Here is a 12008-nt window from a genome sequence, read left to right on the forward strand (position 1 = left end):
ATTTTGTAGTTATATGAGAGACTAAAAAAGCCGCCGAAACGGGCAGCAAGAAGAAAATGCAGGGGGGTGCCAGCTATTGTAGCGGGCTTTAGCTATTTATCTAGTGAAAAAATCGCCAGAAAATGCGCTCCGCTGGCAACCTGTTTTTCCAACTGTTATTGTGGAGGGATTAAACGGTGTCATCACCGTTCGGAAAAAACAGGAGTTGTAAGCATGTTTACTGGTATTGTGCAGGGCACTGCCAAAGTGGTGTCCATTGATGAAAAACCTAATTTCCGTACTCATGTTGTTGAGCTGCCGGAATATATGCTTGAGGGCATCGAAACCGGCGCCTCGATTGCCCATAACGGCTGCTGCCTGACCGTGACCGAAATTAACGGCAACCAGATTAGCTTTGATTTAATGAAAGAGACGCTGCGGATCACTAACCTGGGCGAGCTGGTGGTAGGCGATACCGTCAACGTTGAGCGCGCGGCGAAGTTCAGCGATGAGATTGGCGGCCATTTGATGTCCGGGCACATCATGACCACTGCCGAAGTGGCGAAAATCGTGACCTCGGAAAATAACCGTCAAATCTGGTTTAAAATGCAGGACCCGTCATTAATGAAATACATCCTCTATAAAGGATTTATTGGCATTGACGGGATTAGCCTGACGGTGGGAGAAGTGACGCCAACGCGTTTTTGCGTGCATTTAATTCCTGAAACGCTGCAGCGCACCACGCTGGGCGCGAAAAAATTGGGGCATCGCGTGAATATCGAAATCGATCCGCAAACCCAGGCTGTGGTTGATACGGTGGAGCGCGTGCTGGCAGCAAAAGAAGCCGCAATAATAAAGACCGCAGAAGAAGAATAAAAAATAACCCCGGCTATCCGGGGTTATATTTTTAGCGTGCGACACGCAGTCCGTGTTCAATCCCCCGGCTGAATACCACCTGCCAGAGCTGAATATCCCGTGCGCGAAACGCCCCCGCGCAGGCATTCAGATAATAGCTAAACATCCGTTTAAATCGTTCTGAATAGTTGTCCGCAATCTCGGGCCAGGCTTTCTGGAAACGTTCATGCCATGCCATTAAGGTGGTGTCGTAGTCCGCGCCAAAGTTATGCCAGTCTTCCATCACGAAATGGGATTCACTGGCGTTGGCAATCTGGCGAACGGACGGTAAACAGCCATTCGGAAAGATGTATTTATTGATCCACGGGTCAACGTTGTTATCGGTCCGCTTAGAGCCGATGGTGTGCAGCAGGAAGAGGCCGTCCGGTTTCAAATTACGATCCACCACCTCAAAGTAGGTGTCGTAGTTTTTTGGCCCCACGTGCTCGAACATGCCGACGGAAACGATCCGGTCGAACTGCTCGTTCAGGTCACGGTAGTCCTGCAGCCGGATATCCACGTCAAGACCCTGACAGCGCTCCCGCGCCATTTTTTGCTGTTCCGCTGAGATCGTCACGCCGACCACGCTGACGCCGTAGTGCTTCGCCATAAAATACGCCAGCCCGCCCCAGCCGCAGCCGATATCCAGCACGCGCATGCCGGGCTGTAGCTGCAGCTTCTCGCTGATCAGGCGCAGCTTGGCCTGCTGTGCTTCCTCAAGCGTCGACGCGTCTTTCCAGTAGGCGCAGGAGTATTGCATGAAAGGGTCCAGCATGCGGCTGAACAGGTCGTTGCCGAGATCGTAATGTTCTTTGCCGACGATCCATGCGCGTTTTTTACTTTGCAAGTTAAACAGTCGGGCAGAGGCGACACGCAGGGTGTCTTTCAGATTGCGGGGGAGTTGATTTTCCAGACCGGCACGCAACACGCTGGCAAAAAAGATATCCAGACGTTCGCACTCCCACCAGCCGTCCATATAACTTTCTCCCAGGCCTAACGATCCTTCCCGCAACACGCGTTTAAAAAAGTCGGGATGTTTTACCTGGGGATCGGATGGCGAAGATCCGTTGATAGTGATGCCTGCTCGACCTAACAGTTCACTGACGATCCGGGACCAGTTGTCGTCCGGAACGCTGACTTCTTCTATACACGATGAACTCATAGCTTCTCCATCACCCTGATGTGATCAGAACCTTCAAACAGCGTAGACGCTTTTTTTGGTTTGTGAGAAATCTCACGGTAAATACCGCGAGGCTAGTATCCGACGTAGAACAGAGGAAGGGAGATAACCCTTGCCGAAATGCCTTCCATGGTAAAACGGGAGCACTCCGGCTCCCGTTAACACTTAATATTTATCGTATTTAATCGAACCAAATTTAGTATAGGCCTCAAAATTTGGTGATTCAATAGAAAATTGTTAGCAACCTAATCACTGAAATGTAACATGATTTCTGGCGCAATCAGGCATGCGAAGTTTCCACCTGCGCGCCGTTATCCTGCTCGCGCTGCGCGGACGCCTGCATGCGGTAACCCAATACCGCCAGCGCTACGGTGAACAGCATCACGCTGGTGGTGGTCAACAGCGGCGTGGCAATCAGTGCTGAGACCACCAGACTTGCGAGGAAGCACAGACCCAGCTGCAGGGTATTTTGCAGCGCGGCGGCGCGGCCTGTCGCCTGCGGGAATGGACGTAATGCCTGTGCCACCACGATCGGGTAGATCGCTCCGTTTGCCACGGCCATCACGCAGAAGGGGACCAAAATTTCAGCCAGACCCGCGCCCGGAATAAACCCGACGGCCCAGGTACCGATGACGCTCAGCGCATAGAGCACCAGCAGCCATGGCAGCATCTGCTGACCTTCCCATTTTTGCAGCGCCGCGCGGCAGCCGTACCCGCCCACCAGGAACGCGATGGTCTGCGGAACATAGCTCAGACCGATGGCCGCCGGGCTGTAGCCCATATCGTGCAGAATAAACGGCGAGCCGGTGAGCCACGCGAAGAAGCTGGCCGAACAGGCGGCATAAATCAGGACATTCCCGCGATACGCTTTGGCGCTCAGCAGGGAGGTGAAGGTAATCGGCGTCGCGTCGGCATGCGCCTCTTTTTTATGCGCGGGCTTAAGGACAAACGCCGGCAGCATCAGCACCAGCGTGATGGCAAACAGCGTGGCAAAAATGGCCTGCCAGTCAAAGTGCGCGAGGATCCAGCTGCCCAGCAGCGGAGCCAGGGCAGGGGAGAGGCCCACCAGCGGCATAATGGTGGCGAAAATACGGTTTGTGCGGTTAGCCGGGTAGTAGTCGGTCACCAGCGCCTGCCAGGTCACCGCCGCGGCACAGACGCCCACGGCCTGAACGAAGCGCAGCACCAGCAGCCAGGTGGCATCGCGCACCCACAGCATCCCCAGGCAGCCCACGGCAAAAATGGCCAGACCCAGCAGCAGTACCGGTTTACGGCCGAAGCGATCCGAGAGCGGTCCCCAGAGCAGCTGGGCGAAAGCAAAACCGGCAAGGAACAGGCTCAGGCTGGCGCTGATGGCCGCGGCAGGGGTTTGCAGGTCTTCCTGCATCGCGGCAAACGCGGGCAGGTACATGTCGGTGGCCAAAAAGCCCAGCACGCTTAAGCCGCCGAGCCAGACTAAAAATCCTTTCCTGGGTTGCATTCTTTTATTCTCCTGAGGAGGCAGGTGTACGTTGGCGCAGAGTGTAGGGAGTGCAAAGCGGCTTGTGAAACGCTAATATTTGGCGGGTGCATTCAAATTTTTTGCAGGCAGAAAATGTGGTCAGATTATTCTCTTGAAGTGGTCGATGCTGTTGCGCGTAACGGCAGCTTTAGCGGTGCAGCGCAGGAGCTGCACCGCGTCCCTTCGGCCATCAGCTACACGGTGCGTCAGCTTGAGGAGTGGCTGGCGGTTCCGCTGTTTGAACGGCGGCATCGCGACGTGGAATTAACGCCCGCCGGAGCATGGTTTTTGAAAGAAGGGCGTTCTGTTATCAAAAAAATGCAGATCACCCGCGAACAGTGTCAGCAGATCGCCAACGGCTGGCGGGGGCATCTCGCCATCGCGGTAGATAACATCGTGAAGCCGGAACGCACGCGACAAATGATCGTGGATTTCTATCGTCATTTCTCTGACGTCGAGCTACGGGTCTCGCAGGAGGTGTTCAACGGCGTCTGGGATGCGCTGGCGGACGGCAGGGCGGAGATGGCGATTGGCGCGACGCAGGCGATCCCGGTCGGGGGACGTTACGCCTTTCGCGACATGGGTATGCTGAGCTGGAAATGCGTGGTGGCCAGCGATCATCCTCTGGCAGCGATGGAAGGTCCGCTGAGCGACGATACGCTGCGCAACTGGCCGTCGCTGGTGCTGGAGGATACGTCCCGTTCATTGCCCAAGCGTATCACCTGGCTTCTGGATAACCAGCGGCGGGTGGTGGCTCCTGACTGGGAATCATCGGCGACGTGCCTCAGCGCCGGGCTGTGCGTCGCGATGGTGCCCGCTCATTTTGCGCGTCCACGCATCGATACCGGAGAATGGGTTGAACTGACGCTGGAGAATCCGTTCCCGGACGCAGCCTGCTGCCTGACCTGGCAACAAAATGATGTCTCGCCCGCCATGGCCTGGCTGCTGGATTATCTGGGAGACAGCGAAACCCTAAACCGGGAATGGTTACGGGAGCCAGCGTAGCTGGCCCCGTCAAGGGATTAACGACGGTAGTCGCGGAACGGACCGTCCGCAACGGAACGGCGTTCAATCAGGCGCGGGTGAACTTCAATGGACTGCGACTCTTCGCGTTTGTTGACGATCCTGTCCAACAGCATATTGAAGGCCGTTTCGCCCAGCGAATCTTTTGGCTGGTGAATGGTTGTCAGCGCCGGGGTGAAGAAGCGCGCGTTACGCACGTTGTCATACCCGATCACGGAAATATCCTGCGGTACGCGCAGACCCAGCTCATCGGCGGCGCAGAGTGCGCCCATGGCCATGATGTCACCGCCGCAGAAAACGGCGGTCGGGCGGTGCTGCTGGGAAACGATCTGCTGCATCGCGCGGTAGCCTGATTCCGGCTCAAAGTCGCCCTGCACGATCCAGTTTTCCGGCACGGTGATCAGCGCTTCTTCCATTGCTTTCATAAAACCGGCCAGACGGCCCGCGCCGGTGTTACGCTCCAGCGGACCGGGGATCACGCCAATCTCGCGGTGACCGCGTTCGATCAGGTAACGACCCGCCATGTAACCGCCTTCGAAGGCGTTGTCGATAACGGAGTCGGTGAAGTCCGCGCGCGCTTCACCCCAGTCCATGACCACCATGGGGATATGGCGATACTCTTCCAGCATCGACAGCACGGATTCCGGGTACTCGGAACACATGACCAGCAGGCCATCGACGCGCTTTTGCGCCATCATCGACAGGTAGGCGCGCTGTTTTTCTATGCTGTTCCACGCGTTGCCCAGAATCAGGGTATAGCCTTTCTGAAAGCAGTTCTTCTCTACCGCTTCAATGATCTCGGCAAAATAGGCCGCTTCACTGCTGGTCGCCAGCAATCCAATGGATTTGGTGTGATTAACCTTGAGGCTGCGCGCAACCGCACTTGGCGAATAGTGCAGCTCTTTGATCGCAGCCCAGACGGCGTTGCGCGTCTCTTCCGCCACGAAGCGGGTTTTGTTAATTACATGTGATACGGTTGTAGTGGAAACGTTTGCGCGTTTTGCTACGTCTTTAATTGTTGCCATTAAATGTCACTCCAGACCATATCCTAAACTCCTGAAAAACTTGAAGGTAAACGTTTGCCTTCTCTCACCCTTATCACGCAATCTTGAATTGCGGCACGCCGGGAAAACGACACGGGACGTCAGGAGGGGGTCAATGGCCGGTACGCTAATAAATTTAGCGTGGAATTTTGTCCTATCTTGATGAAAAGGGGAAGAGGTAAAGTGTTTATCAGCCTAAATCCAGGAAGATTTTTGACGTAAATTATGCAAAAATGAGCAGGCTCACTTTTCGTGGGGGGATTAAAAGGAGAAAAATTGATGAGTTCCGATCTGAAGTTTTCGCTGTTCACCACCGTGGTTGTGCTGGCTCTGATTGTCGCGGCGGGTCTGACGGCCGCGCTGCACTGATTTACGCGGAGGGAGAGCCTTCTCCCTCCCGCTATCCCCGATTGTTACTCCTAAGGCAAAAATCTTTTGCCATTTTGTTAACTTCTCATTTTTTGTGATTGATGTCATGCTTTCCGCTTCTTTGTTCTGTGTCACCACATGACACGGCATCCGGAGTTGACGCATGAAAATCAATTTTCCCCTGCTGGCCCTGGCGATTGGCGCTTTTGGGATTGGCACCACTGAATTTTCCCCGATGGGGTTACTGCCCGTTATCGCCCGCGGCGTGGACGTCTCGATCCCTGCGGCCGGCATGTTAATCAGCGCCTACGCCATTGGCGTGATGGTGGGGGCGCCGCTGATGACGCTTCTTCTTTCACACCGCGCGCGCCGCAATGCGCTGATTTTCCTGATGGCGATTTTCACCCTCGGCAACGTGCTTTCGGCCATTTCGCCGGACTACACCACGTTGATGCTGTCGCGTATTCTGACCAGCCTTAACCACGGCGCGTTCTTTGGGCTGGGGTCGGTTGTGGCGGCAAGCGTTGTGCCGAAACACAAGCAGGCCAGCGCCGTAGCCACCATGTTTATGGGCCTGACCATCGCTAACATCGGCGGCGTTCCTGCGACAACCTGGCTGGGCGAGGTCATTGGCTGGCGGATGTCCTTCCTGGCGACGGCCGGACTGGGCGTGGTCGCGATGGTGGCCTTGTTCTTCTCCCTGCCAAAGGGCAGCGCCGGAGAACGTCCGGAAGTGCGTAAGGAGCTGGCGGTGCTGATGCGCCCGCAGGTGCTCTCCGCGCTGCTGACCACCGTGCTGGGGGCAGGGGCGATGTTTACCCTCTACACCTATATTTCACCGGTGTTGCACGATATCACCCATGCAACGCCTCTCTTCGTTACCGCGATGCTGGTGCTGATTGGCGTGGGCTTCTCGATTGGTAACTATCTCGGCGGGAAATTTGCCGACCGTTCCGTGAGCGGAACGCTGAAGGGCTTCTTAACCCTGCTGATTGTTATCATGATCGCCATTCCGTGGCTGGCGCGTAACGAGTTTGGTGCCGCGATCGCAATGGTCGTCTGGGGGGCTGCAACGTTCGCGGTGGTGCCACCGCTGCAGATGCGCGTGATGCGCGTCGCGCATGAAGCGCCGGGCCTCTCATCCTCGGTCAATATTGGTGCTTTCAACCTGGGCAATGCGCTCGGTGCGGCGGCCGGTGGGGCCGTGATTTCCGGTGGGCTGGGGTACAGTTTTGTGCCGGTGATGGGGGCGATTATTGCCGCGCTCGGTCTGCTGCTGGTGATGATGTCGGGTCGTAAACAGCCAGAAGCAGCCTGCGCTGCGGAATAAACCAAAAACGCAGAAGGGCGAACCCTTCTGCGTGTCTCTTACGCGGCGAAGTTCTTCGCCACAAAGTCCCAGTTAACCAGTGCCCAGAAGTGCTCCAGGTAGTTAGGGCGCGCGTTGCGGTAATCGATGTAGTAAGCGTGTTCCCATACGTCCACGGTCATCAGCGGCTTCGCGCTGGTGGTCAGCGGGGTGCCTGCGTTAGAGGTAGACACGATAGCCAGTTTGCCATCCGCCTCTTTGACCAGCCACGTCCAGCCTGAACCGAAGTTCTTGATGGCGGCATCGGTGAACTTCGCTTTGAATTCCGCGAAGCTGCCAAAGGCGGCGTTGATGGCGGTAGCCAGTTCACCGACAGGTTCGCCACCGGCGTTTGGCGCCAGGCAGTGCCAGTAGAAGGTGTGGTTCCACACCTGAGCGGCGTTGTTGAATACGCCACCCTCAGAACTGCGCACGATCTCTTCCAGCGTTTTGCCTTCAAAATCGGTGCCCTTGATCAGGTTATTCAGGTTGGTGACGTACGTCTGGTGATGCTTGCCGTAGTGATATTCCAGGGTTTCCGCAGAAATGTGCGGGGCCAGGGCGTCTTTTGCATACGGTAGTGCAGGTAATTCGAACGACATTGCTTCTCTCCTTATTGTATTTTGTGTTGCCAATAACCACACAGACAACAAGGGCAGGATAGCAAATTGAAAGGGTATGCAAAAGAGGAACTTACCCTGCCACGGGTGTGGCAGGGTAAGGGTTAGCGAATGGTTTTCGGCGTCATCACGCGACGCGCGCCGACGTAATGGCGCACCCAGTAGTCTTCACTGAGCGATGTGATCTGAATATCCTGGCCGCTACGCGGTGACTGGATGAATTTTCCGTTGCCGACATAGACGCCAACGTGGTCAGCCGTCCCGCGACCCTGCGTGCGGAAGAAGACCAGATCGCCGTTCTCCAGCTCTCCTCGGTTGACCGGGGAAGCATCGCGCAGGTGGTACATCTCGTTGGCGGTGCGCGGAATGCGGAACTTGACCAGATCTTTATAGGCGTAATAGACGAGGCCGCTGCAGTCAAAACCGGTACGTGGCGAAGTCCCGCCCCAGTGATACGGTTTGCCAATCTGTCCCATCAGCTTGTTCATTGCGGTTTTTTGCGCTTTCTGGACGCGCACTTTATGCACTTCCGCTATTTTGGTGACCTTGGTGCATTTCGCCTTATGGCCTTTACGCGCGATGCATTTTTCAGTCACGAGGTTAGCGGCGGTTTGCGAAGCTTTACTTTTGGCGGTGTGGGCAGTGCGGGAAGAGGTGGTTTTCGTCTTGCTGGAAGCGGTTTTTTTAGTCTGTGTGGTTGTCTTTTTCTTGTCGTTCTTAGCGGTGGTTTTTTTCTTACGTTCTGTGGCTTTCACCAGATGGTTTTTTTGTACAGCAGAATGCCGCGCCTGCTGAGAGGCGTTTGCCACTGGCGTGAAGGTGAGTGAAGTAAACAGTAAAGCACAGAGCGTGATCGAGATTTTATTTATCCGCGCCACTGGGCAGTCCCCTGATAAATGCAGGTCATCAATAATACCCGCGTGTGATTTACAAAGCCCGTCGATTCTAATCCATAAAAAGCCAGAAAGTTAATAGCATTTTTCAATCTACGATCCTGTTTCGTTAGCAAGTGCAAAAAAATTCATCGTTCTGTCGTACATTTGCCCATTCCCTAAGCAAAACCCTGGCTGACGCAGGGGTAAACACCATTTGCAATGCAACTTTTCATCACTCGGAGTAGAATGTCTATACGTGACAAAAATGTTATTTTCCGATGCCAGTCTGAACCGCTACAATGTCAGACGAATGCCGTAACAGAAGTTAAAGGAAGCAAGACATGAGCACCACTATTGAAAAAATCCAGCGCCAGATCGCTGAAAACCCGATTCTGCTGTATATGAAAGGTTCTCCAAAGCTGCCAAGCTGCGGCTTCTCCGCGCAAGCGGTTCAGGCGCTGTCTGCCTGTGGTGAGCGTTTTGCTTACGTTGATATCCTGCAGAACCCGGACATCCGCGCTGAGCTGCCTAAGTACGCGAACTGGCCGACCTTCCCACAGCTGTGGGTAGACGGTGAACTGGTTGGCGGCTGCGATATCCTGATTGAAATGTATCAGCGCGGCGAACTGCAGCAGCTGATCAAAGAAACCGCGGCGAAGTACAAAACGGAAGAGCCGGACGCAGAGTAACTTTCTGCGGAAATAAAAAAGCGACCTGCTATGTGGTCGCTTTTTTTTGTCGGGTGGCGCTGTGCTTACCCGACCTACGATTGGCGCTCGGCCTCATCATCCATCGGCAGCGGCCAGCCGCCCAGACGCTTCCAGCGGTTGACGATCTCACAGAACAGCTCTGCGGTACGCTCCGTGTCATACAGCGCGGAGTGCGCCTGCGTGCCATCGAACGGAATGCCAGCCGTAATACAGGCCTTTGATAACACCGTTTGTCCCAGCGCCAGGCCGCTCAGCGCGGCGGTATCGAAGGTCACAAACGGGTGGAAGGGGTTGCGCTTGAGCGCGGCCCGCTCGGCGGCGGCCATGGTAAAGCTGTGATCGAAGGTGGCGTTATGAGCCACCATAATGGCGCGGCTGCAGTTGCTCTCCTTCATGCCTTTGCGCACCATTTTAAAAATGGCGTGCAGCGCATCATATTCACTGACGGCACCGCGCAGCGGGTTATGCGGATCGATACCGTTAAACGCCAGCGCTTCCGGCTGTAAGTTTGCCCCTTCGAAAGGTTCAACGTGGAAATGCAGCGTGGTGTCCGGTGTAAGCCAGCCCTGTTCATCCATCTTCAGCGTGATGGCGGCAATTTCGAGCAGCGCATCGGTTTTAGCGTTAAATCCGGCTGTTTCTACATCAATGACAACGGGATAAAAACCACGAAAACGGTCGCACAGACCGCTAAATTGAGCGTTATCGGACATCAGGGTCTCTTACATGGGGAAAAAGCAGAGCGCATTATGGCAAATTTTGCGGGGTGATGCAGTAAAACTACGGGCGCACGTTGCGCCCTGAGGGATCAGTTGCCCAGACCGCGACCGGCGTCTTTGGCTTCAATCAGCTCGATTTTGTAACCGTCCGGATCTTCCACAAACGCAATCACGGTGGTGCCGCCTTTTACCGGTCCCGCTTCGCGCGTAACGTTACCGCCATTTTTGCGAATGCGTTCGCACGCGTCGGCCGCGTTGTCCACTTCCAGCGCGATATGGCCGTAGGCCGTGCCCAGCTCATAGCTGTCAACGCCCCAGTTGTAGGTCAGCTCGATCACCGCTTCATCCGTTTCCGGGCCGTAACCCACGAACGCCAGCGAGTATTTGTATTCCGGGTTTTCGCTGGTGCGCAGCAGCTTCATGCCCAGGACGTTAGTGTAGAAATCGATTGAACGTTGCAGGTCGCCAACGCGCAGCATGGTGTGAAGTAGGCGCATAATTTCCTCATTAACCAATGGAATAAAAAAGCTTTTTGAACAGAAACGATGTTTTAGTATAGCGGCGAAGTGTCGCCGCTATCAATGAACAATGGCGAGATTACAGAGAAGGGTAGTCGGTGTAGCCTTCCGCGCCGCCGCCGTAGAAGCTTTCCGGACGCTGCGGGTTCAGCGCCGCTTTTTTCTGCAGACGGGCAACCAGATCCGGGTTGGCGATGTAGTCGCGGCCAAACGCGACGGCATCAATCAGCCCTTTGCCGATCAGGTCTTCGGCTTTCTCTGGGGTATAGGCGCCTGCACCGATGATCACGCCGTGGAAGCGCTCGCGCACTTTCTGGCGGAAGGCTTCAGTGTAAGGCTTACCGCCGGCCCAGTCAGGCTCGGACATGTGCAGATAGGCAATACCGCGTTTGGCCAGCTCGTCAATCAGATAGAGCGCGTCCGCTTCCTCGTTCGGGCCGTTGTCGACGTTCTGGAAAGACCCGATTGGGGAAACGCGAATGCCGATACGGTCCGGGCTCCACTCCTTGCATACCGCATCCACCACTTCCAGCACCAGACGGGCGCGGTTTTCGACGCTGCCGCCGTACTGGTCGGTGCGGTGGTTTGACGACGGTGACAGGAACTGGTGCAGCAGATAGCCATGCGCGGAGTGCAGCTCAATCAGGTCAAAGCCGGCTTCACGGGCGTTGGCCACGGCCTGACGGAAGTCGTTAACAATCCCCGGGATTTCGTCAAGCTCCAGCGCGCGCGGCATAGAGGTATCCACGCGGATCGCATTGCCGTTTTCATCGCGCAGGGACGTACGGGTATTGGCGCTCAGGGCCGACGCGGAGACCGGTGCCTGACCGCCAGGCTGGATGCTGCTGTGAGAGATACGACCGGTGTGCCACAGCTGAACCGCAATGCGGCCCTCTTCAGCGTGAACGCCCGCGGTGATTTTCTGCCATGCCGCGATCTGCTCCGGGCTATGGAGGCCCGGCGCACCGGCGTAACCCTTCGCCTGAGCAGAGATCTGCGTGGCTTCCGTAATGATCAGGCCAGAGCTTGCGCGTTGACGGTAGTATTCGCCCATCAGCGGGGTGGGGATGTCACCCGGCTCAATGCTGCGCAGACGGGTCAGCGGAGCCATGAACACGCGGTTTGGCGCCGTGACGGCACCCACTTTCAATGGGGTAAACAGTTTTTCAGCTGACATAAAGACTCCTGAGTAGACCAGTCGACTAGTAATAAGGTAAATAAAAAGCGCC

The 12008-nt window shown here is 55.7% G+C and carries 13 protein-coding genes; 5 read left to right on the forward strand and 8 right to left on the reverse strand.

The annotated features are described in order from the left end of the window. Positions 1 to 213: 213 nt before the first annotated feature. Positions 214 to 855 (forward strand): riboflavin synthase, encoded by a 642-nt coding sequence (locus tag LLF79_RS13735; protein WP_008500602.1) that lies wholly within the window; start codon positions 214 to 216, stop codon positions 853 to 855. A 31-nt stretch (positions 856 to 886) separates the two neighbouring features. Here the strand turns inward: LLF79_RS13735 and cfa are convergent, their stop codons facing one another. Both cfa and punC read right to left on the reverse strand, forming a co-directional pair. Next, a complete protein-coding gene (cfa, locus tag LLF79_RS13740) occupies positions 887 to 2035 on the reverse strand; it encodes a cyclopropane fatty acyl phospholipid synthase (RefSeq protein WP_008500601.1) in 1149 nt (382 codons plus the stop codon). A 298-nt stretch (positions 2036 to 2333) separates the two neighbouring features. After that, positions 2334 to 3533, reverse strand: a complete 1200-nt coding sequence (gene punC, locus LLF79_RS13745; RefSeq protein WP_047745173.1) for a purine nucleoside transporter PunC — start codon at positions 3531 to 3533, stop codon at positions 2334 to 2336. Between the two features lie 114 nt (positions 3534 to 3647). Between punC and punR the strand changes: the two genes are divergently transcribed. Then, positions 3648 to 4559 carry a DNA-binding transcriptional activator PunR gene (punR, locus tag LLF79_RS13750; RefSeq protein WP_008500598.1) on the forward strand — a complete coding sequence of 304 codons (912 nt, stop codon included), beginning with the start codon at positions 3648 to 3650 and terminating at the stop codon, positions 4557 to 4559. Positions 4560 to 4576: 17 nt separating this feature from the next. On the opposite strand, the gene purR is transcribed toward punR, so the two are convergent. Then, positions 4577 to 5602 carry an HTH-type transcriptional repressor PurR gene (gene purR, locus LLF79_RS13755; protein ID WP_014883552.1) on the reverse strand — a complete coding sequence of 342 codons (1026 nt, stop codon included), beginning with the start codon at positions 5600 to 5602 and terminating at the stop codon, positions 4577 to 4579. Between the two features lie 297 nt (positions 5603 to 5899). Here purR and LLF79_RS13760 point away from each other — a divergent pair, with 297 nt between their 5' ends. Then, the gene (locus tag LLF79_RS13760; RefSeq protein WP_008500596.1) at positions 5900 to 5989 is read left to right on the forward strand and encodes a YnhF family membrane protein; all 90 of its coding nucleotides are present in this window, start codon (positions 5900 to 5902) and stop codon (positions 5987 to 5989) included. A gap of 163 nt (positions 5990 to 6152) precedes the next feature. After that, on the forward strand, positions 6153 to 7319 hold the full coding sequence (locus LLF79_RS13765) for an MFS transporter (protein WP_227879652.1): 1167 nt from the start codon (positions 6153 to 6155) through the stop codon (positions 7317 to 7319). A 38-nt stretch (positions 7320 to 7357) separates the two neighbouring features. Here the strand turns inward: LLF79_RS13765 and sodB are convergent, their stop codons facing one another. Next, positions 7358 to 7939, reverse strand: coding sequence for a superoxide dismutase [Fe] (gene sodB, locus LLF79_RS13770; protein ID WP_023292633.1), 582 nt, complete (start codon positions 7937 to 7939; stop codon positions 7358 to 7360). A gap of 122 nt (positions 7940 to 8061) precedes the next feature. Then, positions 8062 to 8835: a C40 family peptidase gene (locus tag LLF79_RS13775; protein WP_021241128.1), complete on the reverse strand. Its 774-nt coding sequence runs from the start codon at positions 8833 to 8835 to the stop codon at positions 8062 to 8064. Positions 8836 to 9173: 338 nt separating this feature from the next. On the opposite strand from LLF79_RS13775, the gene grxD reads away from it, so the two are divergent. Beyond that, positions 9174 to 9521, forward strand: a complete 348-nt coding sequence (gene grxD / locus LLF79_RS13780; RefSeq protein WP_003832760.1) for a monothiol glutaredoxin 4 — start codon at positions 9174 to 9176, stop codon at positions 9519 to 9521. 74 nt (positions 9522 to 9595) lie between these two features. On the opposite strand, the gene rnt is transcribed toward grxD, so the two are convergent. The 3 genes from rnt to LLF79_RS13795 form a co-directional block, all read right to left on the reverse strand. Next, positions 9596 to 10255, reverse strand: coding sequence for a ribonuclease T (gene rnt / locus LLF79_RS13785; protein WP_008500592.1), 660 nt, complete (start codon positions 10253 to 10255; stop codon positions 9596 to 9598). 95 nt (positions 10256 to 10350) lie between these two features. Beyond that, positions 10351 to 10758 (reverse strand): lactoylglutathione lyase, encoded by a 408-nt coding sequence (gene gloA, locus LLF79_RS13790; protein ID WP_008500591.1) that lies wholly within the window; start codon positions 10756 to 10758, stop codon positions 10351 to 10353. Between the two features lie 100 nt (positions 10759 to 10858). Beyond that, complete coding sequence (locus LLF79_RS13795; RefSeq protein ID WP_063418023.1) at positions 10859 to 11956, reverse strand: alkene reductase; 1098 nt, start codon at positions 11954 to 11956, stop codon at positions 10859 to 10861. Positions 11957 to 12008 lie beyond the last annotated feature (52 nt).

It is taken from the genome of Enterobacter cloacae complex sp. 2021EL-01169, assembly GCF_020733125.1.
Lineage (GTDB): Bacteria > Pseudomonadota > Gammaproteobacteria > Enterobacterales > Enterobacteriaceae > Enterobacter > Enterobacter roggenkampii.